27 protein-coding genes are annotated in these 26,237 nt (G+C 74.3%); 16 read left to right on the top strand and 11 right to left on the bottom strand.

The window, feature by feature from the left end:
* Positions 1 to 58 precede the first annotated feature (58 nt).
* Positions 59 to 1,858 carry a bifunctional metallophosphatase/5'-nucleotidase gene (locus ACWD4P_RS00995; RefSeq protein ID WP_359818898.1) on the top strand — a complete coding sequence of 600 codons (1,800 nt, stop codon included), beginning with the start codon at positions 59 to 61 and terminating at the stop codon, positions 1,856 to 1,858.
* 63 nt (positions 1,859 to 1,921) lie between these two features.
* Here ACWD4P_RS00995 and ACWD4P_RS00990 read toward each other — a convergent pair whose 3' ends face one another.
* The 5 genes from ACWD4P_RS00990 to ACWD4P_RS00970 all read right to left on the bottom strand — a co-directional run bounded on the left by ACWD4P_RS00990 (position 1,922) and on the right by ACWD4P_RS00970 (position 7,573).
* Positions 1,922 to 3,436 carry a sensor histidine kinase gene (locus tag ACWD4P_RS00990; RefSeq protein ID WP_449778141.1) on the bottom strand — a complete coding sequence of 505 codons (1,515 nt, stop codon included), beginning with the start codon at positions 3,434 to 3,436 and terminating at the stop codon, positions 1,922 to 1,924.
* Positions 3,433 to 4,203, bottom strand: coding sequence for a response regulator transcription factor (locus ACWD4P_RS00985; protein ID WP_359818892.1), 771 nt, complete (start codon positions 4,201 to 4,203; stop codon positions 3,433 to 3,435). The genes ACWD4P_RS00990 and ACWD4P_RS00985 overlap by 4 nt, the downstream gene beginning before the upstream one ends.
* Before the next feature lie 68 nt (positions 4,204 to 4,271).
* The gene (locus ACWD4P_RS00980; RefSeq protein ID WP_449778140.1) at positions 4,272 to 5,498 is read right to left on the bottom strand and encodes a S1C family serine protease; all 1,227 of its coding nucleotides are present in this window, start codon (positions 5,496 to 5,498) and stop codon (positions 4,272 to 4,274) included.
* A 115-nt stretch (positions 5,499 to 5,613) separates the two neighbouring features.
* A complete protein-coding gene (locus ACWD4P_RS00975) occupies positions 5,614 to 6,672 on the bottom strand; it encodes a LacI family DNA-binding transcriptional regulator (protein ID WP_359818886.1) in 1,059 nt (352 codons plus the stop codon).
* Positions 6,673 to 6,841: 169 nt separating this feature from the next.
* Positions 6,842 to 7,573, bottom strand: a complete 732-nt coding sequence (locus ACWD4P_RS00970) for a response regulator transcription factor (protein WP_359818883.1) — start codon at positions 7,571 to 7,573, stop codon at positions 6,842 to 6,844.
* A 730-nt stretch (positions 7,574 to 8,303) separates the two neighbouring features.
* Here ACWD4P_RS00970 and ACWD4P_RS00965 point away from each other — a divergent pair.
* The 7 genes from ACWD4P_RS00965 (at position 8,304) to ACWD4P_RS00935 (ending at position 13,049) form a co-directional block, all read left to right on the top strand.
* Positions 8,304 to 8,597: a MoaD/ThiS family protein gene (locus ACWD4P_RS00965; RefSeq protein WP_359818880.1), complete on the top strand. Its 294-nt coding sequence runs from the start codon at positions 8,304 to 8,306 to the stop codon at positions 8,595 to 8,597.
* Positions 8,598 to 8,611: 14 nt separating this feature from the next.
* The gene (locus tag ACWD4P_RS00960) at positions 8,612 to 10,066 is read left to right on the top strand and encodes a hypothetical protein (protein WP_449778139.1); all 1,455 of its coding nucleotides are present in this window, start codon (positions 8,612 to 8,614) and stop codon (positions 10,064 to 10,066) included.
* Positions 10,067 to 10,252: 186 nt separating this feature from the next.
* Entirely contained in the window at positions 10,253 to 10,984 is a 732-nt protein-coding gene (locus ACWD4P_RS00955; RefSeq protein WP_359818874.1) for an LmeA family phospholipid-binding protein, read from the top strand.
* Between the two features lie 236 nt (positions 10,985 to 11,220).
* On the top strand, positions 11,221 to 11,301 hold the full coding sequence (locus ACWD4P_RS00950) for an Ms5788A family Cys-rich leader peptide (protein ID WP_350517234.1): 81 nt from the start codon (positions 11,221 to 11,223) through the stop codon (positions 11,299 to 11,301).
* Between the two features lie 231 nt (positions 11,302 to 11,532).
* A complete protein-coding gene (locus tag ACWD4P_RS00945; RefSeq protein WP_359818871.1) occupies positions 11,533 to 12,369 on the top strand; it encodes a sulfurtransferase in 837 nt (278 codons plus the stop codon).
* A 39-nt stretch (positions 12,370 to 12,408) separates the two neighbouring features.
* A complete protein-coding gene (locus tag ACWD4P_RS00940) occupies positions 12,409 to 12,699 on the top strand; it encodes a DUF1416 domain-containing protein (protein ID WP_030288989.1) in 291 nt (96 codons plus the stop codon).
* Positions 12,700 to 12,776: 77 nt separating this feature from the next.
* Positions 12,777 to 13,049, top strand: a complete 273-nt coding sequence (locus ACWD4P_RS00935; protein WP_449778138.1) for a DUF3099 domain-containing protein — start codon at positions 12,777 to 12,779, stop codon at positions 13,047 to 13,049.
* Positions 13,050 to 13,059: 10 nt separating this feature from the next.
* Here ACWD4P_RS00935 and ACWD4P_RS00930 read toward each other — a convergent pair whose 3' ends face one another.
* Entirely contained in the window at positions 13,060 to 13,422 is a 363-nt protein-coding gene (locus ACWD4P_RS00930) for a DsrE family protein (protein WP_189924813.1), read from the bottom strand.
* Positions 13,423 to 13,770: 348 nt separating this feature from the next.
* Between ACWD4P_RS00930 and ACWD4P_RS00925 the strand changes: the two genes are divergently transcribed.
* The 3 genes from ACWD4P_RS00925 (at position 13,771) to ygfZ (ending at position 15,935) form a co-directional block, all read left to right on the top strand.
* Positions 13,771 to 14,373 carry an FABP family protein gene (locus tag ACWD4P_RS00925; protein WP_359818865.1) on the top strand — a complete coding sequence of 201 codons (603 nt, stop codon included), beginning with the start codon at positions 13,771 to 13,773 and terminating at the stop codon, positions 14,371 to 14,373.
* Positions 14,374 to 14,470: 97 nt separating this feature from the next.
* Entirely contained in the window at positions 14,471 to 14,953 is a 483-nt protein-coding gene (locus ACWD4P_RS00920) for a Fur family transcriptional regulator (RefSeq protein WP_359818862.1), read from the top strand.
* A gap of 19 nt (positions 14,954 to 14,972) precedes the next feature.
* Positions 14,973 to 15,935 (top strand): CAF17-like 4Fe-4S cluster assembly/insertion protein YgfZ, encoded by a 963-nt coding sequence (gene ygfZ, locus ACWD4P_RS00915; protein WP_359818941.1) that lies wholly within the window; start codon positions 14,973 to 14,975, stop codon positions 15,933 to 15,935.
* Positions 15,936 to 15,991: 56 nt separating this feature from the next.
* On the opposite strand, the gene dtd is transcribed toward ygfZ, so the two are convergent.
* Entirely contained in the window at positions 15,992 to 16,432 is a 441-nt protein-coding gene (dtd, locus tag ACWD4P_RS00910) for a D-aminoacyl-tRNA deacylase (RefSeq protein ID WP_359818859.1), read from the bottom strand.
* 552 nt (positions 16,433 to 16,984) lie between these two features.
* On the opposite strand from dtd, the gene ACWD4P_RS00905 reads away from it, so the two are divergent.
* The 3 genes from ACWD4P_RS00905 (at position 16,985) to ACWD4P_RS00895 (ending at position 19,038) form a co-directional block, all read left to right on the top strand.
* Positions 16,985 to 17,605 (top strand): RsiG family protein, encoded by a 621-nt coding sequence (locus tag ACWD4P_RS00905; RefSeq protein ID WP_359818856.1) that lies wholly within the window; start codon positions 16,985 to 16,987, stop codon positions 17,603 to 17,605.
* Positions 17,606 to 17,677: 72 nt separating this feature from the next.
* A complete protein-coding gene (locus ACWD4P_RS00900) occupies positions 17,678 to 18,637 on the top strand; it encodes an asparaginase (protein ID WP_449778137.1) in 960 nt (319 codons plus the stop codon).
* A 191-nt stretch (positions 18,638 to 18,828) separates the two neighbouring features.
* A complete protein-coding gene (locus ACWD4P_RS00895; RefSeq protein ID WP_359818850.1) occupies positions 18,829 to 19,038 on the top strand; it encodes a dodecin in 210 nt (69 codons plus the stop codon).
* A 29-nt stretch (positions 19,039 to 19,067) separates the two neighbouring features.
* Here the strand turns inward: ACWD4P_RS00895 and ACWD4P_RS00890 are convergent, their stop codons facing one another.
* From ACWD4P_RS00890 to ACWD4P_RS00880, 3 genes are read right to left on the bottom strand one after another with little or no spacing between them, the layout of a single operon-like run.
* Positions 19,068 to 19,880 (bottom strand): heme ABC transporter ATP-binding protein, encoded by an 813-nt coding sequence (locus ACWD4P_RS00890; protein WP_449778156.1) that lies wholly within the window; start codon positions 19,878 to 19,880, stop codon positions 19,068 to 19,070.
* A 2-nt stretch (positions 19,881 to 19,882) separates the two neighbouring features.
* Positions 19,883 to 20,944: a FecCD family ABC transporter permease gene (locus tag ACWD4P_RS00885; protein WP_449778136.1), complete on the bottom strand. Its 1,062-nt coding sequence runs from the start codon at positions 20,942 to 20,944 to the stop codon at positions 19,883 to 19,885.
* On the bottom strand, positions 20,941 to 21,954 hold the full coding sequence (locus ACWD4P_RS00880) for a heme/hemin ABC transporter substrate-binding protein (RefSeq protein WP_449778135.1): 1,014 nt from the start codon (positions 21,952 to 21,954) through the stop codon (positions 20,941 to 20,943). Before ACWD4P_RS00880 ends, ACWD4P_RS00885 begins: the two co-directional genes overlap by 4 nt.
* 168 nt (positions 21,955 to 22,122) lie before the next feature.
* On the opposite strand from ACWD4P_RS00880, the gene ACWD4P_RS00875 reads away from it, so the two are divergent.
* Both ACWD4P_RS00875 and ACWD4P_RS00870 read left to right on the top strand, forming a co-directional pair.
* Positions 22,123 to 23,679 (top strand): HtaA domain-containing protein, encoded by a 1,557-nt coding sequence (locus tag ACWD4P_RS00875; protein ID WP_449778134.1) that lies wholly within the window; start codon positions 22,123 to 22,125, stop codon positions 23,677 to 23,679.
* A 64-nt stretch (positions 23,680 to 23,743) separates the two neighbouring features.
* A complete protein-coding gene (locus ACWD4P_RS00870) occupies positions 23,744 to 25,381 on the top strand; it encodes an HtaA domain-containing protein (protein WP_449778133.1) in 1,638 nt (545 codons plus the stop codon).
* A 92-nt stretch (positions 25,382 to 25,473) separates the two neighbouring features.
* On the opposite strand, the gene ACWD4P_RS00865 is transcribed toward ACWD4P_RS00870, so the two are convergent.
* A complete protein-coding gene (locus tag ACWD4P_RS00865) occupies positions 25,474 to 26,142 on the bottom strand; it encodes a biliverdin-producing heme oxygenase (protein WP_359831814.1) in 669 nt (222 codons plus the stop codon).
* Between the last annotated feature and the right edge of the window lie 95 nt (positions 26,143 to 26,237).

Raw genomic sequence — 26,237 nt, 5'->3', positions numbered from 1 at the left:
CCCGTACGCCGATGCTGTCCGCAGCCGGTACTCCTTCCAAGGTGCAGGGGAACCCTTCATGCTCACCGCCAGATCCCGACGGACGGCGCTCGCCGTCGTCGCCGCCGCAGGTCTGTTCGGCACGGTGGCCGTGCCGACGGCCGCCCAGGCCGCCGACGCCAACGCCAAGCGCCACAAGACCGTCAACCTCCAGCTGCTGGCGATCAACGACTTCCACGGCAACCTGGAGCCCCCGGCCGGCTCGTCCGGCACGATCAAGGAGATCGACCCGGCCACCGGCAAGGAGGTCGCCACCCCGGCCGGCGGCATCGAGTACCTGGCCACCGAGCTGCGCAAGGCGCGGATCCCGGCCGACGACTCGATCACCGTCGCGGCCGGCGACATCATCGGCGCCTCCCCGCTCACCTCGGCACTCTTCCACGACGAGCCGACCATCGAGGCGATGGACAAGCTCGGCCTGGACGTCACCTCCGTGGGCAACCACGAGTTCGACGAGGGTGCGCAGGAGCTGCGGCGCATGCAGGAGGGCGGCTGCCACCCGACCGACGGCTGCTACGAGCCCGGCCGCACCTTCAAGGGCGCCAACTTCAACTACCTGTCGGCCAACGTCACTGACGAGAAGACCGGCAAGCCGCTGCTGGCCCCGTACTGGGTGACCAAGTCCCAGGGCGTGAAGGTCGGCTTCATCGGCGTCACCCTGGAGGGCACGCCGAACATCGTGACCGCCGAGGGCGTCAAGGGCCTGAAGTTCGCCAACGAGGTCACCACGATCAACAAGTACGCCGCCGAGCTCAAGGCCAAGGGCGTCAACTCGATCGTCGCGCTGATCCACGAGGGCGGCTACCCGGCCGGCAGCGTCTACAACTACGACTGCGGAGCGGCCGGCCAGGGCGTCTCCGGCCCGATCGTCGACATCGCGAAGAAGATCGACCCGGCGGTCGGCGCCATCGTCACCGGCCACACCCACAACGCGTACGCCTGCAGCATCCCCGACCCCAACGGCGTCCCGCGCTCGGTGACCAGTGCCGCCTCCTTCGGCCGGCTCTTCACCGAGATCGACATGAAGCTGGACAAGACCACCGGCGAGATCGTGCGCCCCTCGGTCAAGGCCGAGAACCACGTGGTGCGCCGCACGGTCGACAAGGCGCCCGACATGACGGCGCTGGTCGACCGCTACTCCAAGCTGGCCGCCCCGATCGCCAACCGGCCGATCGGCTACATCGCCTCGGACATCAACGGCCGCGGCAACAGCGACCTGGAGAAGCCGCTCGGTGACGTGATCGCCGACGCGCAGCTCGCCGGGCTGGCCCCGGCCGACAAGGGCGGCGCGCAGGTCGCCTTCATGAACCCCGGCGGCATCCGCTCCGACCTGGTGTACAAGGCCTCGGGCGGCGAGGGCGACGGCGTGGTGACCTACGGCGAGGCGTTCACCGTCCAGCCGTTCACCAACATGATGCAGGTCAAGACGCTGACCGGCGCCCAGCTGATCCAGCTGCTCCAGCAGCAGGTGAGCGGCTCCAACACCGCCGCGCCGAAGGTCCTCCAGGTGTCGTCGAACCTGCACTACACCCTGGACATGCGCAAGACCGGTGCGGACCGGGTGGTCCTGGACTCGGTCCGGCTGAACGGCGCCCCGGTCGACCCGGCCGGCAGCTACCGGGTCGCGGCCAACGAGTTCCTGGCCGGCGGCGGCGACGGCTTCCCGGCCTTCGCGGCCGGCACCGACAAGCTGGTCGGCGCCTCGGACCTGGACGTCTTCGCTGCCTACCTGAGCGCCCACAGCTCGGCGGCCTCGCCGCTCCGGGCGCCGGCGCAGGACCGGATCAAGGTCATCGGCCCGGGCAGCGACATCGACTGACCGGAGCCGGCTACCGGAGGGGGCGGGCGGGGCGCTGTCGGGGCGCCCCGCCCGCCCCCTCCGTCATTCCGGGGCGGGGCCGCCGGGCAGCCGGACGGTGGCCAGCGCGCCCGGACCGCCGTCGGGGGCGGGGCCGAGGGAGACCTCGCCGCCCGCCTCCCGGACGCTCTGGGCGACGATCGACAGCCCGAGGCCGGAGCCGGGCAGCTGGCGCGAGGAGGGCGAGCGCCAGAACCGGTCGAAGACGTACTGGAGTTCGTCCGGCGGGATGCCGGGGCCGTGGTCGCGGACGGTCAGCACGCCCTGGTGCAGCCGGACTTCGATGGTCCCGCCGGGCGGGCTGTACTTGACCGCGTTGTCCAGCAGGTTGATCACCGCCCGTTCCAGCCCGGAGGCGTCGCCGTGCACGTACCAGGGGTCGGTGTCGGTCTCGAAGACGAGCCCGGGGCCGCGGAGCTCGGCCCGTTCGACGGCCCGTCCGGCGATCTCGTGCAGGGCGACCACGGTGAGGGCCGGGCCGCTCTTCGGGGTGTCCGGGCGGGAGAGCTGGAGCAGGTCGCCGATCAGGACGGTGAGCTCCTGCATCTGCGCCTTCATGTTGCCGAGCAGCTTGGTCCTGGTCGCGGCGGGCAGCGGGCGGCCGGTCCGGTCGCTGCGGATCAGCAGGTCGACGTTGGTGCGCAGGGAGGTCAGCGGGGTGCGGAGCTCGTGCCCGGCGTCGGCGATCAGCCGGGTCTGCCGCTCGCGGGAGTTGGCGAGGGCGGTGCTCATCGAGTTGAACGAGGCGGACAGCCGGGCGATCTCGTCGTCGCCGCGCACCGGGATGGTGGTGCCGACCTCCTCGGTCCGGGCGATGTGCTCGACGGCGCCGGTGAGGTGGTCGACGGGCTTGAGCGAGGAGTGGGCGACCAGACGGCCGGCGATGGCGGCGAGCAGGATGCCGCCGGCGGAGACGGAGCCGAGGAGGATGGCGAGGCCCTGCAGGGAGTCCTCGACGGGCTGGGTCGGCGCCGCGACCATGACCAGGACCGGCGGGTAGCCCGGGTTGACGTTGGGGTACCAGGCCAGCCGGACCATGGCGGGCTTGCCGTCGGTGTACTGCCCGTCGCGGATGACGGGCTGGGCCTTCTTGAGCGCGAAGACCTTGGCGTCGCTCGGCTGGATGACGACCGCCCGCTTGGCGCCGGGCGGCAGGCAGACCTGGGTCAGGTCGGAGGACACGTTCTGGGTGTCCCGCAACGGCGGGCTGCCCAGGTCCGACGGCGGACGGCTGCTCCGCGGGGTGGCCAGCGACAGGGCGAGTGCCTCCTGCGGCGTGGATCCGCAGGGGATGTTGCCGTTCTTGGGCAGCGGTTCCGGCTCGGCGCTGAGCAGGTCGGTGCGCACCTGGTCGTACAACTGCTTCTCCACGATGAACCAGCACGCCAGCGCCGACAGCGCGATCGCCACCGCCACCGCGGCCGCGCTCAGGAAGGTGAGGCGGCTGCGCAGCGAGCGGGAGCGGAACCAGTGGACCAGGCGCTGCCGGCGGCCCGGCGTGCGGGGCGGGGTCAGTGGAGGGGGCGGAACGTTGTTCACGCGCTCGTGCCGGCGGCCGGGCGCAGGGCGTAGCCGACGCCGCGGACGGTCTGGATCAGGCGGGGCATGCCGCCCTGCTCGGTCTTGCGGCGCAGGTACATCACGTACACGTCCAGGGAGTTGGAGGAGGGCTCGAAGTCGAAGCCCCAGACCGCCTTGAGGATCTGTTCGCGGGTGAGGACCTGGCGGGGGTGGGCGAGGAACATCTCCAGCAGCATGAACTCGGTGCGGGTGAGCTCGATCGGCTTGCCGGCCCGGGTGACCTCGCGGGTGGCGGTGTTCATCCGCAGGTCGGCGAAGGCGAGCACCTCGCTCTCGTCCTCGGCGGCGGCGCGGGCCGCGGCCTCGACGGCGAGGGCGTTGCGGCGCAGCAGGGCACGGACGCGGGCGAGGAGTTCGTCGAGCTCGAAGGGCTTGGCGAGGTAGTCGTCGGCGCCGACGTCGAGGCCGGTGACGCGGTCGCCGACGGCGTCGCGGGCGGTCAGCATCAGCACCGGGACGGTGTCGCCGCGCGAGCGCATCCGGCGGACGGCGGTGAGGCCGTCCATCCGGGGCATCATGATGTCCAGCAGGACGAGGTCGGGCCGGTCGCGTTCGACGGACTCCAGGGCTTCGTAGCCGTCGGTGGCGGTGGCGACCTCGTACCCCTCGAAGGCGAGGCTGCTCTCCAGGGCGTCCCGGAGGGCGGGTTCGTCGTCGACCACGAGGAGCCGGGCGGAGGGGTGGCCGGCCTCGGCGGCGGTGCGGTCGTCGGCGGACGGGGTCATGGGCGGGTGCCCTTTCTCGTCGGTTCGGGGGCCTGCTGGGAGCAATTGTCCGTCTCAGGGAGTGCGGATCACAGACTCTGGCCGGCTTCGAGCTTCGGCAGGACCTGCTTGATGTCGTTGATCGGGATGGCGAAGCCGAGGCCGACGCTGCCGGCCGAGCCGCTGCCGGAGGAGCCGGAGCCGCCGGGCGCGTACATCGCCGAGTTGATCGCGATGACCTGGCCGCCGGCGTTGATCAGCGGGCCGCCGGAGTTTCCGGGGTTGAGCGCGGCGTCGGTCTGGAAGGCCTTGTAGGTGGTGGTGCTGCCGCTGTCCGACTGCGGGGCGGTGCCGCGCCCGCCGGGCAGGCCGGGCAGGAAGGGGAGGCCGAAGCCGCCGTTGCCGCTGGTGCTGCCCTCGTCGAGCTGGACGGTGACGTCGCGGTTCTCGGCGCTGATGATGCCGGAGGTGACGGTGCCGGTGAGGCCGTCGGGGTTGCCGATGGCGACGACCGGGTCGCCGATGGCCACGGCGGACGAGTCGCCGAGGACGGCGGGGGTGAGGTTCTTCGCGCCGGTGGCGGTGATCACGGCGACGTCGAGGGCCTTGTCGGTGCCGGTGACGGTGGCCCGGGCGGTGGAGCCGTCCTTGAAGGTGACGGTGATCGTGCCGCCGGCGGCCGCGGTGTCGATCACGTGGTAGTTGGTGAGGATCTGCCCGTCGGTGTTCAGGACGACGCCGGTGCCGGTGGCCGTGCCGTTGCCGTTCTTGACGGTGATCTGGACGGTGCTGGGCGAGACGGCGGCGGCGACGGCGGCCACGTCGGCGCTGCCGTCGGAGCGGGCGGAGACCGGGCTGGCGATGGTGCCGACGCGGTTGCCGGAGCCCTGCCGGTCGGTGGCGACCAGTCCGCCGGTGACCCCGCCGAGGACGGCGGCGACCGCGGCGACGGCGGTGACCATGGCGAGCCGGCCGCGCAGCAGTCCGCGCCGGGCCCGGCCGCCGTGGTGGCCGGGGCCCTCGGGGGAGTCCGGCCCGAGGATCGTGGGCGGCTCGGGCGGGATCGGCGGGGGAGGCGGCGGTCCGTCGAAGACGCCGTCGGAGTGGTCCTCGCGGTAGCCGTACCCGGTGTCGTACCCGGTGTCGTGGCCGTACCCGGTGCCGTGCTCGTACCCGGTCGGGCCGGTGGCGCTCGCGCCGGCGCCGAGCACGGTGCCCTCGATCACCCGGGGCTCCTGGGCGCGGTACGGCCCGTCCTGCGGGTGGGGCTGGTACGGGCCGTACTGCTCGCTGGGGTGCCGCTGCTGTTCGCTCATGACGACCAAGCTCGACCCGGTGCATGAGGAGTGCATGAGAACCGGCTCAGAAGGGGGAGAGAAGCCCGTTGGGTTCTCATAAAGCCTGGTCAGGCTGCCTGCCGAGCGGAATCGGCTACTCCGGTGCGGATCGGCCGCCGTTGTCGCCGCCGCAGCCGCAGGAGCGGCGGATGACCAGCCGGGACGGGAACGTGCGGACCCGCTCGGTGTCCGATCCGGGCACCATCAGCGAGTCGTCCAGCACCAGGTCCACGGCGGCCCGGGCCATCGCGTCGCGGTCGGAGGCGACGGTGGTCAGCGGCGGGTCGGCGAGCGCGGCCTCGGGCACGTCGTCGAAGCCGGCCACCGCCAGGTCCTCGGGGACGCGCAGGCCGACCTCGCGGGCGGCCCGCAGCACGCCGATCGCCTGGTCGTCGGTGGAGCAGAACACCGCCCGCGGCCGGTCCGGCGAGCGGAGCAGGCCGAGCGCGACGTCGTAGGCGCCGTAGCGGTGGAAGGGCGCGTCGATCAGGTGCGGCTCGGTGGGGATGCCGTGCGCGTCCATGGCGCGCTGCCAGCCCTCGACGTGGTCGATGACCGGGTCGCCGGGGGCGGGGGACTCGACCGGGCCGCCGAAGCAGGCCACGTACGGGTGCCCGTGCACCTCCAGCAGGTGGCGCACGATCGCCTCGGCGCCCGCCACGTCGTCGGTGACCACCGCGACGTCGTCGATCGCCTCGGGCCGGCGGTGCAGCAGCACCACCTTGGCGCCCTCCATCGCGGCGAACTCCTCGGCGGCGCGCTGCGAGGGGCCCTGGCTGACCAGGATCAGGCCGGAGACGCGCATCCCGAGGAAGGCGCGGACGTAGTGCACCTCGCGGTCGTCCACGTAGTCGGAGTTGCCGATCAGCACGAGCTTGCCGCGCTCGGAGGCGGCCCGTTCCACGGCGTGCGCCATCTCGGCGAAGAAGGGCTGGCGGGCGTCGGGGACGACCATGCCGATCAGGTTGGTGCGCCGGGAGGCCATCGCCTGGGCGACGCTGTTCGGCCGGTAGCCGAGCTGGTCGATCGCCGCGAGGACCTTCTCCCGGGTCGCGGGCGCGACCGGGCGCGGCCCGTTGTTGATGACGTAGCTGACGACCGCGGTCGAGGTACCAGCCAGCCGGGCTACATCGTCGCGCGTCACTTTGGCCACGGGGGGAGTCTACGCGTGTGGCCCCCGGGGCGGCAGTGGGGTCCGGGGCCCTGTTCCGCAGGCCGACGAAGGCCTCCGGGAGGAACCGGACAAGCCGGGCGGGGGGTGGCCCGCCCGGCCCCGTACCGGTCCCGTGCTCGCCTCCGCGCCGGCTCCGAACGGCCCGGCCTCAGGCCTCCAGGGGGGCCGCGGGCCGCTGGGCGAGTTCCGGCCGTTCGCCCTTCTCCGGCTTCTCCGGGACGACGAAGCGGTAGCCGACGTTGCGCACGGTGCCGATCAGCTGCTCGTGCTCCACGCCGAGCTTGGCGCGCAGCCGCCGGACGTGCACGTCCACGGTCCGGGTGCCGCCGAAGTAGTCGTAGCCCCAGACCTCCTGGAGCAGCTGCGCCCGGGTGAAGACCCGGCCGGGGTGCTGCGCGAGGTACTTGAGCAGCTCGAACTCCTTGAAGGTGAGGTCGAGCGCCCGGCCCTTGAGCTTGGCGGAGTAGGTGGCCTCGTCGACCGAGAGGTCGCCGTTGCGGATCTCCATCGGGCTGTCGTCGGCGTCGACCTGGAGGCGGCCGAGCGCGAGCCGCAGCCGGGCCTCGACCTCGGCCGGGCCGGCCGTGTCCAGCAGGACGTCGTCGATGCCCCACTCGGCGGTGACGGCGGCCAGGCCGCCCTCGGTGACCACCAGGATCAGCGGGCAGCCGATGCCGGTGGAGCGCAGCAGCTGGCAGAGGCTCCGGATCTGCGGGAGGTCACGCCGGCCGTCGACCAGGATGACGTCCGCGCTGGGGGTGTCCACGAGGGCCGCGCCCTCGGCGGGTGCCACCCGGACGTTGTGCAGCAGCAGTCCGAGGGCGGGCAGCACCTCGGCGGAGGGTTGCAGCGCATTGGTGAGGAGGAGGAGAGAACTCATACCCGGTGGTCCCCTTTCCGGGTCGTCGCGGTCGCGTTACGGCTGCCGCCACAGCCGGATGGCGCACGTGCTGGAGGGGAGGGAAGGACGACGGCCGGCCGCGGCGAACCGGTGGAGCGGGTGGCGAGCGGGGCGCGACGGCGACCGCGCCGAGGGGCCCGCGACCCCGGGCGCACCGTTTCTGCCCTGTTCATCACCGCGAACCCTCCGGTCTGGTCCGGTGCCGGGTGGCGGCCCGGTGCCGGGTGGCGATGCCCCGGTCGGCCGGGGCACGTCGTTGTGCCGCGTCGGGCGGGGCGGTTCCTGCTGCGCGCCGGGGGTGGGCCGACGAATCGCAAGAACGTCCGTACTGGCGTCCTGGAAGCACAAAAGGACCCGGGGGCGACTCTGCCCGGATCCCTCTTGGTGGTCGAGGATAGCCGACCGCCCCCTCCGCCGGGAGTGCCCGAATCCGGCGGTTCGCCCAATTCGGGCGTGCGCCGGGTGAGGCTGGACACAGCTTCGAGCGCCGGTCCGGTGCCGTCCGGCGGTGGCGCGCCGGGAGGCCGGTGCGCGCTCCGGGCCCCTCCGGCCAGGGCGATTGCCGCTCGTGGCGGCGGACACGCCATCATGGGACGCGCATCGGAGGCGCTGTCCGGGGTCCATCGTTCGGGTGGTCCGGCGGGCGTCGCGGTGGCGAACCGGACCGGGGCACCGGGACCGGGCGAGGACGACGAGAAGGGGTGGCCCGATGGGCGCGACCACCGAGCCCGCCAGCGGCGCCCGGGTGCGCGGGACGATCCGCTACTGGGCGGCGGCGAAGTCCGAGGCCGGGCTGGCCGAGGAGCCGTACGAGGCGGCGACCCTCGCGGAGGCGCTGGCGGGGGCGAAGCGGCGGCACGCCGACCGGCCGAAGCTCGTCCGGCTGCTCGGACACTGTTCGTTCCTGGTCGACGGGGCCCAGGTGGGCGGCCGCGACCACACCACCGTCGCCCTGACCGAGGGCGGGACGGTGGAGGTCCTCCCGCCGTTCGCGGGAGGCTGAGCAGCGTGACGGACATGAACAACCCGAACCATCCGAACCACCCCAACCGCGGCGGCTACGGCGAGTGGCCGCAGCAGCAGCCCTACCCGCAGCAGCCGCACCCACAGCAGCAGCACTTCCCGCCGCAGCAGCAGCCGGGCCACCGGCCGCCGTACGGCTACCCGGTGGAGGACGCGGACGCGACCGCGGTGCTGCCGCCGGTGCCGGCCTTCGACGACGCCGACGCGACCACCCTGCTGCCGCCCGTGCCGGCGGCCGGCGACGCCGAGGCTACGGCGCTGCTGCCGCCGGTGGTGGTGTCCGGCCCGCCGGTCGCGCAGCAGCGTCCGCCGCAGCAGTACCGGGAACAGCCGAACCTGCGGCAGCCTCCGCAGCTGCACCAGCAGCCTCCGCAGGAGCGCCGGCAGCAGCCCCCGCAGCACCAGGAGCAGCCCCCGCAGTTGCAGGAGCAGCTCCAGCAGGCGCGGCAGCGGCGGCGGAAGCCGGAGCAGCGGGAGCGGCAGGCGCAGCCCCAGCCGGACCCGACGCTCCAGCTCCAGCAGCCGTCGAGGCCGCGGGCCCGGCACGCGGCTCCGCCGCCGCAGCCGGCCCCCGCGCAGCAGTCGGCGGAGGCCTTCGACCCGCCGACCATGACGCTCAAGCGCCCGGCCGCCCCCGGCCCGCTGGGTCCGGCCGGCACCCCCGGCCCGCTCGGCGCCCCGGCCGCACCGCCGTACCAGCCCGTCCCGCGGCAGGCGGCGGCGCCCGCGGGTCCGGGCGGTCGCACCGGCTCGCCGATCATCGACCCGGGTCTGCAGCCGGCCCTGATCACCGCCGGCGCGGCCGCGCTGCTGGCGGGCGGTGCCGCGCTCGGGCAGATCGCGCTGGCCCTGGTGGTCGCGCTGCTCCAGCTGCTGACGGCGGCCGGCTGGTTCCGGCTGAACGGCATGTGGCCGGCCCGGCAGGGCATCCTGCTCGCCGCGCTGGCCGGTTTCACGGCGGACGCGGCGGTGCTGCTGGCGGACTCCGACGGCGGCGTGGCGGCCGTGGTGGGCACCCTGGGCGGGTTCTTCCTGCTCGTCCTGGTGCTGCAGACGTTCCGCCCGTCGGACCCGAAGGAGCGGTTCTACGCGTTGACGGTGCTCGGCTCGGCCACCGTGGTGACGGTGCTGTGCACCGCGCTGCTGCTGGCGGACTGGGTGCCGGCCGCGGTGGGCGCGGTGGCGCTGGCCACCCTGCTGGCCGCGGCGCCGCTGCCCGGGCCGAAGGTGCTGGGCCCGGTGCTGGGGCTGGCGGCGGCGGTGGCGCTGGGCCTGCTGGTCGGGGCGCCGGTGGCGCTCGGTGCGCTGGCCGGGCTGGGGGCGCTGGTCGGCCGCCGGGTCGCGGCGTACGACTTCCCGTCCCGCTTCGTGCACATGACGGCGGGGGTGGCGCTGCCGCTGGCGGTGTCCGCGCCGCTGGTGTGGATCGCCACCGAGTTGCTGGCCTGACCCGTCCCGCCCCGGAACCATGTTCCGGGGCGGGACGTCGTACGGTCGTGCGGGGCGGACGTGTCCCGCGTCCGCCGCGGCACGGCGGACGACCTACTGCTAGCGACCAGAGCGACCAGAGCGACCGGAACGACCGACGACCACAGCGACGAACGAGCACTGCGACCGGCGACGACGGGGGACACGATGCGCGGATGGCTGAAGGCCACGATCAGCCTGGCGGTGCTGTCCGGCCTGCTGCTGGGCGCCGACCGGATCGCGGTGGGCGTGGCCGAGGACGAGGCCGCCGACCGGATCGTGAAGAGCGGCCGGATGAGCCAGCGCCCGGACGTCTCGATCGAGGGCTTCCCGTTCCTCACCCAGGTGGTGTCGATGAAGCTGGACGACGTCCGGATCTCCTCCGACGGCCTGACCGTCGGCGACGGCAGCCACCAGGTGGCGCTGCACTCGTTCAAGGCGCGGCTGTCCGGGGTCAAGGTCAGTGACAGCATGAGCAGCGCCACGGTGGACAGCGGCACCGGCAGCGGGGTGATCTCCTACCCGGACCTCGCGCAGCTGCTGCCGCCCGCCTCCGAGCTGCTGCACGGGACGAAGCTGCCGGTGGGCGGCAACTCCCGGCTGAGCCTGTCCTACGCCGGGCCGGGCAAGGTCAAGGCCTCGCTGGGGCCGATCGCGATCGGCGAGGGCAACGTCCACAACAAGGGCAACACCGTCACGGTGGACGGTTTCCGGCTGAGCTCGCTGGCGGGCATGGTGGCGGGCGCCACCAACCAGCAGATCGAGCCGATGAGCTTCACCCTGGACTCGCTGCCGGCTGGGCTGAAGCTGGCCGAGAAGGAGGGGGGTGGCGGCGTGACGCCGCTGCCGGAGGGCCTCCAGCTGAGTTTCGACGGCAAGGACGTCAAGCTCCTGGGTTGATCCGCCCGCCCCGGCCGGACCTGCCGAATCGTTCCGCTCCGCGAGACGCGCTGTCCAGCGTGAACCGTGGAGCGGTGCCGTTTCCGCCCCGCGCACGTTCCCCGGAGGCCTCCGCCCGGCCCCGGGCGGGCCCCCGTGAGGCCAAGCCGGGGTCAAATCCCATCATCCGGTCGTTCTGGTCCCACTATTCGATACGCTGATGACAGCGGGCCTCCGGTGTCCCTAGCATCGTCGGCATGAAGCGACAGACGGACCTCACGAAGCGGCGGGCGGTAGACCTGTGCCGCGTGGCCGCCTGTCTGTGTCGAATGCGCTGACTCGGCGTTCCGGCAGGGCAGTTGACGCCCGCCGCCGATCTTTCCGGTGACCGCGCCCGGCCCTGTGGGCGGGCGGCCGCCGACGTACTCCTCGGTTTCCGCCCGGCGCCACCGGTCCCACCCCTTCGTCCCGGCATTCGGACAGGATTTCGGACCGCACCCACCCGGGCACCCCGCAGCACCCTCCTGAGCAGCACCTTCCGCACAACCGCCCTCGGATGGAGAACCACCATGAGCCGCAGCGACGTCCTGGTCGACGCCGACTGGGTCCAGGCCCGCCTGGACGACCCGAAGGTCGTCATCGTCGAGGTCGACGAGGACACCTCCGCGTACGACAAGAACCACATCCGCAACGCCGTCCGGATCGACTGGAAGCAGGACCTCCAGGACCCGGTCCGCCGCGACTTCATCGACCAGGCCGGCTTCGAGGCGCTGCTCAGCGCCAAGGGCATCGCCAACGACGACACCGTCGTCCTGTACGGCGGCAACAACAACTGGTTCGCCTCGTACGCCTACTGGTACTTCAAGCTGTACGGCCACGGCGACGTCCGCCTGCTGGACGGCGGCCGCAAGAAGTGGGAGCTGGACTCCCGCGACCTGGTCGCCGAGGTGCCGGCCCGTCCGGCCACCGAGTACACGGCGCAGGCCGTCGACTCCTCGATCCGCGCCTTCCGCGACGACGTGATCGCCGCCATCGGCACCCTGAACCTGGTCGACGTCCGTTCGCCCGACGAGTTCTCCGGCAAGCTGCTCGCCCCGGCCCACCTCCCGCAGGAGCAGTCGCAGCGCCCCGGCCACGTGCCGAGCGCCCGCAACATCCCGTGGGCCAAGAACGCCAACGACGACGGCACCTTCAAGAGCGACGACGAGCTCAAGGCGCTCTACGAGGCCGAGGGCGTCGACCTGGCGAAGGACACCATCGCCTACTGCCGCATCGGCGAGCGCTCCGCGCTCACCTGGTTCGTCCTGCACGAGCTGCTCGGCCAGGAGAACGTCAAGAACTACGACGGCTCGTGGACCGAGTACGGCAGCCTGGTCGGCGTGCCGATCGAGCTCGGCAGCAACTGAGCCTCCGGCTCGACCGGTAAGTCAGAAGGGAACACAGACATGTGCGGTGCGAAGGCCGGCGGCCCGGACCTGGCAGGAGTTGACGTGGCGAACGAGACGATCATCCAGGGTTCGGTGACCCGCGACGGTGAGCCGGTCAACGGCTACGTCCGGCTGCTGGACGAGAACAACGAGTTCACGGCCGAGGTCCCCACCTCGGCGACCGGCCAGTTCCGGTTCTTCGCCCGCCCGGGCAAGTGGACCCTGCGCGCGCTGGTGCCGGGCCAGACCGTGGACCGCCAGGTGGTGGCCTCCCAGGGCACCGCCGTCGAGGTCGCGATCGCGGTCTGACCGGAGCCGGGAACGAATCACCCGGACCACCCCGAGGGCCCCTGCCGCGCAGGGGCCCTCGGCCGTACCGTGGAGGGGTGCGGGCAAAGCGGCGGCGTCGCTACTACTTCGCCATGATGGGCGTGTGCCTGGGCCTGTTCGTCATGGCCTGGGGAGTGGTGCGGTTCTTCTCGGTCGGTGCGGCGATCGGCATGTGCGTCGTCGCGATGGTCATCCCGCCCGCCGCCGCGGTCTTCGCCAACAAGCGCGACCCCGAGGACGACTGGTGGGACGACCCGCGCTGGGACGACCCGAAGTGGGACGAGCCCGGCCACGACCGGGACCGCCCCGACCACGAGGAGCACCCGTAGGGGCGGGGCGTCAGTACACGAGCGCCTGGACGCCGTCCGCCATGATCTCGCTGACGAAGACCTGGGCGCCCGCGATGCGGACACCCTCGACGGTGTCCTTCTGCTCGATCCCGCGCCGTGCCGCGCACTGGGTGCACAGCGTCACCGAGCCGGCCGCCAGGATCGATTCCAGCAGGTCCGGCAGCGGCGCCGCGTGCGGCAGCTCGAACTCCGCGGCCCGGCCCGGCAGCGCGAACCAGGAGGACTCCCCGGTCAGCCAGAGCGAGACCTCGATCCCGCTGGCGACGGCCACCGCCGCCACCGTGAACGCCTGCGAGCACCGCTCCGGCGCGTCCGCCCCTGCGGTGACCTTGATGACCAGTTTCTTCGGCATGGCGCCACCTTAGAGCGCCCGCCGCCCCCGCCGTCCGGCATCCCCGGAACCCTTGGGCAAAGCTTGAGCAGCCGCGGGGGGACGGCGCGAACCGCGACGTGGTGGGGCTCACCGCGACCGGCCGGAACCCGGCGGATAGAGTGAGCGGAGCAAAATCCACCACACTGTCGCCGCCTGGGAGCCCCCCGTGTCCGGTCTGGAAATCTTCTTCGACGGTCTGCTGGCCCTCATGGCCGTGCTGATCACCTGGTTCGCCATCTTCTCGGTGATGAAGCTGTACCAGGGCCAGCGCTGAGCCTGCCGTACGGTTGAGGCATTCCCACACCGACGAGAACAGCGACCAGGAACATGATCGAGATCCCCTCTGACCTCCACAAGGACGTCGTCCCGCTCGCCTTCCTCCTCGGCACCTGGGAGGGCGCGGGCGTCTACGCCCCGCTGCCGGGTGAAGGGGGCCCGGGCGCGGAGAAGTGCAACTTCGGCCAGGAGATCGTGATCCGCCACGACGGCCGCCCCTTCCTGGAGTTCCGCTCCCGCACCTGGGTGCTGAACAACGAGGGCGAGAAGGTCCGTCCGCTGGAGAACGAGCACGCGTTCTGGCGCATCACCAGCAACCACGACGGCACCAGCGGTGCCCGGGGCATCGAGATCTCCTCCGTCCGCGACGACGGCACGGTCGAGATCTGGTACGGCGAGCTGGCCGACGGCAAGCCGCAGGTCGACGTCTCCACCGACGCGGTCGCCCGGATCGAGGGCTCGCCGGAGTACTCCGGCGGCAAGCGGCTGTACGGCTTCGTCAACGGCGAGCTGCTGTGGGTCGGCGAGAAGGCCGCCCCGAACGTGCCGCTGCGCCCGTACATGTCCGCCCAGCTGAAGAAGGTGCTCAGCCCGGCCCAGCTGGTCAAGGACATCAACGACCTGCCGGACGACGGCATCGCCTTCTTCAAGTAGGCAGGTCACCGAAGAGTCGGTGCACGAGGTAGGGACCGGCCCCCGGCCGGTCCCTACACTTGCCTCAGGACCCCCGACCATTGGCAGGGACAGTACCGTGGCGGACACCGGCACCACCGACTGGCAGCTCTCCGGCGACTGGCACCTCTCGGACGACTGGAAGGCCGACCTACGCGAACGCGGGTACCGGCTCACCCCGCAGCGCCAGCTCGTGCTGGAGGCGGTCGACGAGCTCGACCACGCGACCCCCGACGACATCCTCTGCCACGTCCGCCGGACCGCCAGCGGCATCAACATCTCCACCGTCTACCGGACCCTGGAGCTGCTGGAGGAGCTGGGCCTGGTCTCGCACGCCCACCTGGGCCACGGCGCCCCGACGTACCACCTGGCCGGCCGCCACCACCACCTGCACCTGGTCTGCCGGGACTGCGAGAAGGTCACCGAGACCGACACCGAGATCGCCCAGCCGCTGATCGACAGCCTGCGCGAGCGGCACGGCTTCGACACCGACCTCAAGCACTTCGCGATCTTCGGCCGCTGCGCCGACTGCACCGCCGGGCTCGCCGAGGAGCAGTCGTAAGCTGACCGGTATGACCGGTGTGAAGAGCCCGCTGCTTTCCCTGCCCGGAGCCGTCCCCGCCGAGGGGGCCGACGAGGGTGTCGCCGCCCACTACGGCGACATCTTCCGCGAGCAACGCAACCTGTCGCGGGGGGCCGGCTTCGTCGACCTCTCGCACCGCGGTGTGATCACCGTGACCGGCCAGGACCGGCTCGCCTGGCTGCACCTGCTGGTCACCCAGCACGTCAGCGAGCTGCCCGCGCAGCAGGCCGCCGAGGCGCTGGTGCTCTCCCCGAACGGGCACGTCGAGCACGCGCTCTACCTGGTGGACGACGGCGCGACCACCTGGGCGCACGTCGAGCCGGGCACCCAGGAGGCGCTGGTGGCCTACCTGGAGAGCATGAAGTTCTTCTACCGGGTGGAGGTCGCCGACGCGACCGCCGAGTACGCCGTCGTCCATCTGCCGGCCGGTTCCACCGCCTCCGTCGAGGGAGCCGCCGCCGTCCGCGAACTCCCCCACGGGCGCGACCTGTTCGTGCCGCGCGGCGAGCTGGAGCGGCTCACCGCCGGCTACGGCCCGGCGGCCGGGGTCTGGGCGTACGAGGCGCTGCGGATCGAGGGCCACCGGCCCCGGCTGGGCTTCGAGACCGACCACCGGACCATCCCGCACGAGGTGGACTGGCTGCGCACCGCCGTCCACCTGCAGAAGGGCTGCTACCGCGGCCAGGAGACCGTCGCCCGGGTGCACAACCTGGGCCGTCCGCCGCGCCGGCTGGTCTTCCTGCACCTGGACGGCACCGAGGAGACGCTGCCCCCGCACGGCACCGAGGTGCGGCTGGCCAGCGACCCGGACGGGCGGGCGCTGGGCTTCGTGACCTCCTCGGCCCGGCACCACGAGCTGGGGCCGATCGCGCTGGCGATCGTCAAGCGGAACGTCCCGGTGGACGCCGTGCTGCTGGCCGGCACGGTGCCGGGCACCCAGGACGTGATCGTCCCGCAGTAGTGGGCCGCTCGGGCTCCGACCCGCTCGGGCTACGCCCCGGTCGGAGCCCGAGCCGGTCAGACCTCGACGAGGACGGTGAACGGGCCGTCGTTCACCAGCGCCACCCGCATGTCGGCGCCGAACCGGCCCGTCTCCACCTTGGCGCCCAGCGCGCGCAGCTGCGCCACCACCTCGTCCACCAGCGGCTCGGCGACCGGGCCGGGGGCGGCGGCGTTCCAGGTGGGGCGGCGGCCCTTGCGGGCGTCGCCGTAGAGCGTGAACTGGCTGATCACCAGCAGCGGGGCGCCGAGGTCCGAGCAACTCTGCTCCACGCCCTCGTCGTTCGCGGGCAGCAGCCGCAGCGTCCAGAGCTTGCGGGCCAGTTGGGCGGCCTTGGCGGGGGTGTCGTCGTGGGTGACGCCGACCAGGACGCAGAGCCCGGGCCCCTCGATCGCGCCGACGGTCTCACCGGCCACGGTCACCCGGGCCTCGGTCACTCGCTGCACCACTGCTCGCATGCCGCCATTGTGCCGGAGCGCCGTACGGCCCCCGGAGGGCCCCCGCGTCCGCCGTCCGGGCCCGCCGGCGCCCCCGCGCCCCTGGCCCCGCGCCGCACCCTTCCCGTACGCCTCAGCGGCCTCCTCAGGGCGCACACCAGGGGCGCGTAAGCAGGCTGCGCGCGCCCGGGGGTGAGCGCCTGCGCCGAATCGGGCGCCCATCTTCCTGGGGAAAGGGCCGGTCATATCAGCCACCCCCGTTCGCCAGGGGGCCGTTCGGGTGCACGGGCGGTGCGCGTGCGCCGGGTGGGGTGGCACGCTGGTGGACCGTACGAAGGGTCCGGGGCGCCAGGAGGTCCGCCGCGTCGGGCCGGGTTCGACCGGGCGGTCGAGCCGGTGGGTCAGCGTCCGGCGCAGCCGCCCGGTGGGCGGTCGCGGCCGGGACCGGCACCTCCGGGGTTCCCGGGCGGGCCGGTGGACGGGACGCGCGGCCCGCCGGGGGACGGGACGGACCGGCGGCAGGGACGGGGCGCCGCGAGCGGGCGGGATCGGACGATGTCAGGTGGTTGGGTGATGGACGCGAGCAGTGCGGCGCGGGACCGGTCCGGGCCGGTGGTGCGGGCCCCCGGAGGGCCGTACGGTCCGGCGGCGGGCACGGGGGAGGAACCCGACCTGGAGCGGCTGGGCCTGGAGCAGCTGCGGGTGCTGCGCCGGGAGACCCTGGAGCAGGAGGCCGACCTGTCCTACCTGCGCCGGCTGCTGCACGGGCGGATGGACATCCTGCGCGCCGAACTCGACCGGCGGCCCGGCGTGGGCCCGGTCTCCGTGATCGGCCCGGCCTACCCCGGACCGGTGCCCGGCGACCTGCTGGACCGGTTGCCGGCCATCCTGACCGACGCTCCCTCCACCGTGCGGCGCTCGGCCCGGCACGTCACCCTCGGCCCGCCACGCACCCAGGAGTCCCAGCTGGAGGCGGACGCGCTGATGGGCGACGTCCAGCTCGCCGACCTGGCGGCGCACCCGGCCGAGGAACTGCTGGCCGCCCTGGAACGGCTGCGGGCGCACGAGCGCGAGGTGTCCGGACGGCGCCAGCGGCTGCTGCGCACGGCCGACGGTTGCAATGCCGAGATCACCCGCAGGTACCGTGATGGGGAAGCGCGGGTCGACGACCTGCTCGCGGGAGGGCCGCTCTGACCGGGTGAGTCGCCGCGGGCGGTGGGCCCGGCTCGCTCCAGGCCCACCCTCGCCCCGGAAGGCTCATCCGCCATGTCCCTGCCCGCCATCGCGCCCGTTCTCGCCGAGGTCGTGCGCTCCGGTTTCGTCGAGGGCCGTCACCACGGCTCCCTGGTGCTGCTCGCGGCGGACGGCTCGGTCGAGTTCGCGCTCGGCGACCCGGACGCCCCGGTCTTCCCGCGGTCGACCGCCAAGCCGTTCCAGGCGGTGGCCACGCTGCGGGCCGGGCTGGCGATCGAGGGCGAGCTGCTGGCGCTGGCGGCCTCCAGCCACTCCGCAGAATCGTTTCACCTCGATGGTGTGCGGAGCATCCTCGGCTCCGCCGGGCTCGACGAATCGGCCCTGCGCACCCCGGCCGACCTGCCGCTGGACGAGACCGAGGCGGAGCTGCTGCTCGCCGCCGGCGGCGAGCGCGCCCCGATCCTGATGGACTGCTCCGGCAAGCACGCCGGCTGGCTGGCCGCCTGCACGGCCAACGGCTGGGACACCGAGAGCTACCTCGACCCGGCCCACCCGATCCAGCGGCTGGCCCGCGAGGCCCTGGAGGAGGGCACCGGCGAGAGCGCCGCGCACGCCGGGGTGGACGGCTGCGGCGCGCCGCTGCTGGCCGTGTCGCTGACCGGCCTGGCCCGCGGCTACCGCAGCCTGCTGCTGGCCGCCGAGGGCACCGAGCCGCGCCGCGTCGCCGACGCGATGCGCGCCCACCCCGAGTACGTGGCCGGCACCCGGCGGGCCGACACCTGGCTGATGCGGGCGCTGCCGGGCGCGCTGTCCAAGATGGGCGCCGAGGCCGTCCAGGTGGTCGCGCTGCCCGACGGGCGGGCGCTGGCCTTCAAGATCGAGGACGGCGGCGAGCGGGCCCGCGGCCCGGTGCTGGCAGCCGCGCTGCGCCGGCTCGGCGTGGCCGGGGCGGACGAGACCGTCGAGCGGATCGGCGCGGCCCCGCTGCTCGGCGGCGGGGTGCGGGTCGGCGAGGTGCGGGCGGCGTTCTAGGGGGCGTCCTGGGGCCGGCGCGGCCCCACCGCTCGGCGGCGGGGTGCGGACGGCGCTCCAGCACCCGCCCGGGGCGGGACCGGGCCGTCTCCGGCCCCCGCCCGGGGGCCGGTGGCCGCCCGCCGGGGTGCGGGCGGACCCGGGCCGGTGCACGGTGGACCGGGGGCCGTCGCACAGCTGAGGAGTCCGCCATGACCGACCACGTGTACCGGGTGACCGAGATCGTCGGGTCCTCGGCCGAGAGCGTCGACGCCGCGATCCGCAACGGTGTGGAGCGGGCCTCCCGGACGCTGCGCAACCTCGACTGGTTCGAGGTCTCGCAGGTCCGGGGCCACCTGGAGGACGGCCGGATCAAGCACTACCAGGTGTGCATGAAGGTCGGCTTCCGCCTGGAGGACTGACCGCCCCGGGGCTTGTCGGGTCCGCGGGTTCAGCCGCGTTCCGGCAGCACCAGCGGCACCCCGGTGCGCGGGTGCGCCAGCACCTCGACGGGGTGCCCGTACACCTCGCTGAGCAGCGGTGCCCGCAGCACCTCGGCGACCGGCCCGTCCGCGACCGTCGCCCCGCCCGTCAGCAGGACCACCCGGTCCGCGTAGGCCGCCGCCAGGGACAGGTCGTGCAGCACCACGACCACCCCGTCCCCGGCCGCGGCCCGGGCCCGGGCGACCCGCAGCACCAGCTCCTGGTGGCGCAGGTCGAGGGCCGCGGTCGGCTCGTCCAGGAGCAGCAGCGGGGTGCGCTGGGCCAGCACCCGGGCCAGCGCCACCCGGGCCCGTTCGCCGCCGGACAGGGCGGTGAACGGGCGTCCGGCGAAGGCGGTGGACTCGGTGGCGGCCATCGCCTCGGCCACGGCCGCGGCGTCCTCGGCCGCCGCCGCCGTGCCCGCCCACGGCGCGCGGCCCATCCGGACCACCTCGTCGGCGGGGAACGGGAAGGACAGCGCGGCGGACTGCGGGAGCAGCGCCCGGTGCAGCGCGAGTTCGGCGGCGCCGTAGCCGCTCAGCGGGCGGCCGCGCAGGGTGACCGCGCCGCCGTCCGGACGGACGTCGCCGGCCAGGACGGACAGCAGGGTGGACTTGCCGGCGCCGTTCGGCCCCAGCAGCGCGACCACCTCGCCGGCCGCGACCCGGACTGCGGCGCCGGCCAGCAGCGGGCGCCCGCCGAGGTCCAGCCGGACGCCCTCGGCGGTGAGCAACTCGCTCCCGGAGGCGGGTCGTTCGGGGATCTCCCGGTGTCGGCGCAGCTTCACGCCCAGCCTCCCTGCCTGGTCCTGGTCCGGCGCAGCAGCCAGAAGAAGAACGGGCTGCCGATCAGCGCGGTGAGCACCCCGAGCGGCAGTTCGGCCGGTTCGGCGAGGGTGCGGGCGGCGAGGTCGGCGACCACCAGCACCAGTGCCCCGCCCAGTGCGGAGGCGGGCAGCAGGAAGCGGTGGCCGGGCCCGGCGAGCATCCGCAGCAGGTGCGGGACGACCAGGCCGACGAAGCCGATGATCCCGCTGACCGCGACGGCCGCGGCGGTGAGCAGCGCGACGACGGTGATCAGCACCAGCCGCATCCGCTCGACGTCCACCCCGAGGTGGCGGGCCGGGCGCTCGCCGAGGGCCAGCAGGTCCAGCTTGCGGGCGTACAGCGGCGCGACGGCGAGGCCCACCAGGGCGAACGGCAGGACGGCCAGCACCTTGCCCCAGGTGGCCTGGGCGAGCGAGCCGAGCTGCCAGAAGGTGACCTGGCTGATCGCGGCGGAGTCGGCGGTGAACAGGAAGAGGCCGATCAGGGCGCCGCAGAAGGCGTTCACGGCGACGCCGGTGAGGATCAGCGTGACCACCTCGGTGCGCCCGCCGGCGCGGGCCATGACGTACACCGCGAAGACCGTCAGCAGGCCGCTCGCGAAGGCGGAGGCGGTGACCGTCCAGCTGCCGAGGGCGTCCAGGCCGAGGACGATGCAGGCCACCGCGCCGACCGCGCCGCCGGAGGAGACGCCGATCACGGCGGGTTCGGCGAGCGGGTTGCCGAACACGCCCTGCATCAGCGCCCCGGCGCAGCCCAGCGAACCGCCGACCAGCAGGGCGAGCACCACCCGGGGCAGCCGGACGTTCCACAGCACCGACTCCGGCACCCGGTCCAGGGCGTGGCCGCCGAGGCCGAGGCGGTGGGCGGTGGAGGCGAGGATGTCGCCGAGCGGGATGCGGTAGGCGCCGACGCCGGCCGCGAGCAGGGCGCAGAGGACCAGGGCGGCGGCGAGTCCGGCGGTGAGCAGGGTGGTGCGGCGGACGGCCGGGAGGGCTCCGTGGCGCGCGGCGACGCTCATGTGGCGTCCGCCGGGTAGAGCTGGGCGGCGATCTCCCGCAGCACCTGCGGGGTGCGGGGTCCGTAGCTGAGCAGCCGGCCGTCCTCGACCGAGACGATCCGGCGGTCGAGCCCGGCCGGGGTCTGGGCGACGCCGGGCAGCTTGAGCAGGCCGTCCACGCCGCCGACCGAGTCGAGGCCCTTGCTCATCACCAGGATCGCGTCGGGTGCGGCCTTGACCAGGGCCTCGCTGGTGAGCGGGGTGAAGTCGCCGGTGAGGCCGGCGGCGGTGCCGGCGTCCTCGCCGCCGACGGCCTCGATGAGCGAGCCGGCGCCGGAGGCGGGGCCGCCGAGCAGGTAGACGGAAGCGCTGCCGCGCAGGTAGAGGAAGGCGACTCTCGGGTGGCGCCCGGAGGCCGGGACGGCGGCCTCGGCCTGGTCGATCCGCTGGTCGGTGCGTTCCCTCAACTGCCGTCCGGCGTCCGGGACTCCGAGTGCGGCGGCGACGGTGTCGATGCGCGGGCCGACGTCGGCCAGCCGCTTGGCGTCGTCGAGGACGAGCAGCGGGACGCCGGCCGCCCGGATCTGCGCGATCGCCTCGGCCGGGCCGGTGGAGCGGTCGGCGAGGACGACGGTGGGGTGCAGCGAGAGCACGCCCTCGGCGGAGACGTCATGGGCCTGGGTGATCACCGGCAGGGCGGCGGCCTGCCGGAAGGTGGTGGAGACGTCCCGGGCGACCACCTTGGGGCCGAGGCCGAGGCTGAACACCAGCTCGGAGAGGCTGCCGTTGAGCGGGATGATCCGCTCGACGCTGGTGACGGTGACCTCGCGGCCGTCGGCGGAGGCGGTGGTGGCGGGCAGCCGTGGGGCGGGGTCGCCGACCAGCGGCTCGACGGTGTCGGGGGCCCGGGAGGCGGCCGCGGTGGGCGCCGCCTTGGTGCTGCCGCAGGCGGTGAGGGCGAGCAGCAGGCCCAGGGCGAGCAGCAGGAGGGCGGGCCCGCGGGCCGCCCCGGGTCGGATCGTGCTGCTCAACCTGCTTCCTTCCGTCGGGAGTTGACGCCTGTCGCGGCTCGGGCGAGGAGTGCGGGGCGGGCTTCTTGACTCATATATTAGGTTAGCCTTACCTAAATTCCGCAAGGGGGTCGGCCGCGCCGGACCCTCCCCCCGTCGCGCCCCCGCACCCCTGAGGAGTGATCCGCCGTGCCGCTGTCCCATCGGCTCCGCCGTTCGGCCGCCGCCCTGGTGGCCGCCCTGGCCGCCCTGCTGACGGTGGGCCTGTCGCCGGGCGCGGCGGCCGCCGCCGAGGGCGGGGTCTCCGGCGGGCGGCTGGACTGGGGCATCAAGCAGTCCTTCCTGACCTACGTCACCGGGCCCATCGCGAAGGGGAGTTGGGCGCTGACCGGCGGCGCCGCCACGGTCGGCGGCAGCACCTTCCGGTTCCACTCGGCGAACGGCACCTACGACCCGACGACCGGCGCGCTGACCGCCGCCTTCTCCGGCGGGGTCCGGTTCACGGGGCACCGGGAGGGCGGAGCCGACGCGCTCGACCTGAGCGTCGGCCGGCTCACCTTCAAGGCCGTCCAGGGCGGCGCGGCCGGGCTGTACGCGGACGTCAGCAGCAAGTCCAGGGAGACCGGCCAGGTGAGCAGCGCGAGCCAGGCCAAGCTGGCCGACCTCTCGCTGGCCGGCGTCGACCTGCGCGGCGCGGCCGGCACCCTGACGCTGAGCGGCGTCCCGGCGACCCTCACCGACGCCGGGGCGAAGGCCTTCGGCGGCTTCTACCAGGCCGGAACGGCCCTCGACCCGCTGGCGCTCTCGGTCAACCTGCCCGCCGCACCGACGACTTCGGCGCCGTCCGCGCCGGCTCCCGGCGCGGCCCCCGCGGCCGGGACCGGCACCACGACCGGCACCACGACCGGGGCCGCGGCCGGGACGGCGCCGGTGCCGACGCCCACCGCCGAGCCGGCGGCCCGGACCCCGGCCCGTACCGAGTTCGCCGCCGGCGCCCTCGACTGGGGCGTGCGCCGCACCTTCCGGGACTACGTCACCGGCGCCATCGCCCAGGGCCGTTGGGAGCTCGGCGGCGGGGCGGCGGACGGCGGAGCGTTCTTCCGCTGGGCCCCGGCCAAGGGCGCCTACGACCCGGCGACCGGCGAACTGACCGCCGCCTTCACCGGCACCGTCCGCTTCACCGGGATGCGCGGCGGCGACGGCTACGGTCTGGACCTCACTCTCGCCAACCCGGCCGTCACCGTCTCCGGCGGCCGGGGCCGACTGCTCGCCGACGTCTCCGGCCGCACCCCGGACGGGGCCACCCGGCAGTCGGCCGGCGTCGAACTGGCCACCTTCGACCCGGCCGGCCTCAAGGCCGAAGGCGGCCTGCTGAAGGCCGTCGAACTGCCGCTGAAGCTCGCCGAGGGCGGCGCCGGGGCCTTCGGCGGCCTGTACCCGGCGGGCACCGAGATGGACCCGCTGAGCTTCGCCGTCGCCCTCGACCCGGCCGCCGCGCTGCCCCCGCTGCCCGACCTCGGCAGCGCCCCGGCCACCCCGCCGGAGGCCGCCGCGAACCCGTCCGCCTCCCCGGCCGCCGCGCCCGTCGCCGCGTCCTCCGCGGACGGTGTGCCGGTGGCCGCCGCGGTCGGCGGAGCGGTGCTGGTGGCCGCCCTGGCCACCACCGGCGGGCTGCTCGTCCGCCGCCGCCGGGCGGCCGCCGCGGCGTCGGCCCCCGATGCCACCGGGCCCGACGCCGACGCCTGACCCCCGGGAGCGTCCCCCGCTCCTTCCACCCCTTCGAACTCCCCCTCCGAACGGAGTACCCCGCATGTCCCGCAACCGCACCCGGCTCGCCGCCGTCGCGGCCGCCACCGTCGGCCTCGGCCTGACCGCCCTCGGCGCCCCCGCACTCGCCTTCGGCGCGGGCGGTCCGGGCAGCGTCACGTACGACACCGGCGCGCTGGACTGGGGCGTGAAGGCCGGATTCCGCAGCTACATCGAGGGCCCGGCCTCCCAGGGCGGCGCGATCGAGCTGACCGGCGGCGCGACCCGCAACGCCGACGGCACCTTCCACTTCGGCCTGGCGAACGCGGCCTACGACCTCACCACCCACGCGCTCAGCTCCTCCTTCACCGGCGGCGTGCACTTCACCGCCCACCACGGCGCGCTGGACGTCGCGCTCAGCGATCTGCGGATCACCACCTCCGGCACCACCGGCACGCTGACCGCCGACACCGCCTCCAAGGAGTCGACGGGCGCCACCGAGATCACTCGCCGGGACGACGTGCCGCTGGTGACCTTCACCGTCGCCCGGGACACCACCAACGGGGTGCCGGCCGCCGCCAAGCTGACCGAGCAGGGCACCCGGGTCTTCGCCGGCTTCTACCAGGCGGGGGCGGACATGGACCCGCTGTCGCTGCTGCTGAAGCAGAGCCCGGCGACGCCCCGGCCGACCACCACCTCCTCGCCGAGCACGAGCCCCGGCACCAGCGCGAGTCCGACGGCCGGCCCGACCGGCGGTCCGAGCACGGCCCCCACCGGCACGCCGACGGGCACGCCGACGGGCACGCCGACCTCGGCCCCGTCGTCCGGCACGCCTTCGGCCGGCTCCTCGCCCTCCGCCACCCCGTCGTCGGGCGCCACCGCCTCCCCGTCGTCGACCGGGAGCCCGAGCGCGACCCCGGGCCGCCTGCCGGTGCTGAACGGTGCCCTGGACTGGACGGTCAAGGAGAGCTTCCGCGGCTACCTGGCGTCCCCGATGGCCGCCGGGAAGGTCGAGTTCGGCGGTGGCGCGGCCGACTACCGCTTCGGCGGCGCCACCGGCTCGTACAACACCGCCGACCACACCCTGACCGCCGCCTTCGGCGGCTCGGTCCGATTCCTCGGCCACCCCGGCAAGGACGGCTGGGCGCTGGACACCACGCTCTCCAAGCTGGGCCTGGCCATCGACCGGGACGGCGCGTTCCTGACCGCCGACGTCAACGGCAAGTCCCCGGACGGCAGGTCGACCTCGCTGAGGGGCGCCCGGATCGCCAAGCTGGACGTCCCGGCCTCCGCCCTGAAGCCGGTCGACGGCGTGGTGACGCTGTCCAGGGTCCCGGCGGTGCTGACCGCCGAGGGCGTGCCGGTCTTCTCCAACTACCCGGCCGGTACGGCCCTGGACCCGGTCAGCGCCACGCTCGCCTTCGACAAGGACGCCAAGCTGCCGACGGCCCCGCCCGCCGGTTCGGCCGGCGGCGGTGGCGCCGGTGCCGCGGCCGGCGGCGGCCAGGGGACGGGCGGTGGCGGCACCTCCGGCGGCGCCTCGCTGACCACCGGCGGCCTGGCCGGTGCCGGCGGCTCGCTGGCCGCCACCGGCGCGGACACCCCGGTCGGCCCGCTGCTGGCCACCGCGGCCGGTCTGCTGCTGGTCGGCGGCAGCGCCACGGTGCTGGTGCGCAACCGGCGCGGTGCGGCCCGGGCCTGACGCCCCGGTGAGAACGGCGAACGGCCCCGGCGAGCAACCGCTCGCCGGGGCCGTTCCTTCGGGTGGCCGAGAAGGATCGTTTCCGCGCTCGGCTACGCGCTCAGCGGGTAGCGGGCGTCCAGGTCGTGGAAGATCGCCCCGTTGAGCACGAAGGCGCGCTTGCACTCCTCGACCACCCGGCGCCGCTCGACCTCGTCCATCGCCTCGCCGGCCGCGTCCAGCTTCGCCCGGTACTCGCGCTTGAAGGCCGCCGGGTTGTCGACCTCCGCGAAGACGTAGAACCGCACGCCGTCGCCCTTGCGCTCGAAGCCCCAGGTCTTCTCGGCCACGCCCCGGATGATCTGACCGCCCGACAGGTCGCCCAGGTAGCGGGTGTAGTGGTGCGCGAGGTACCCGGCCGGCCACTCGGCGGCCAGTTCCTCGACCCGGGCGACGTACGCGGCGGTGGCCGGCAGCGGCGCCAGGCCGTCCCGCCAGTCGGGCCCGCGCAGATGGGCCAGGTCGCGCTCGATGGCCTCCGTGCGCAGCAGGGCCCGGTCGATGAAGGGGCCCGCCAGCGGGTGCTCGGCGAGCTGTCCGGCCCGGCTCTCCAGGGCCCGGTAGACGTACCAGAGCTGGCCGGTGAGGTCGGCGTACGCGTCGACCCCGAGTCGTCCGCCCAGCAGCCGGCTCATGAACGAGGACTGTTCGGCGGCCTCGTGCTCCTCGCTGCTGGCGGTGCGGAGCACGGTGGAGAACGGGACGGGCGCGGGCGTGGGCATGCGGCCTCCTGGGTCCGGGATCGGCCGGTGGGGAACCGGGCCGGCGACTTTGGTTAGCCTAACCTAACGTTCCGTCTTGCCGACAGGCCGTCGGC

It is taken from the genome of Kitasatospora sp. NPDC002543 (genome assembly GCF_053594915.1).
This window is presented reverse-complemented; position numbering and strand designations above follow the sequence as displayed.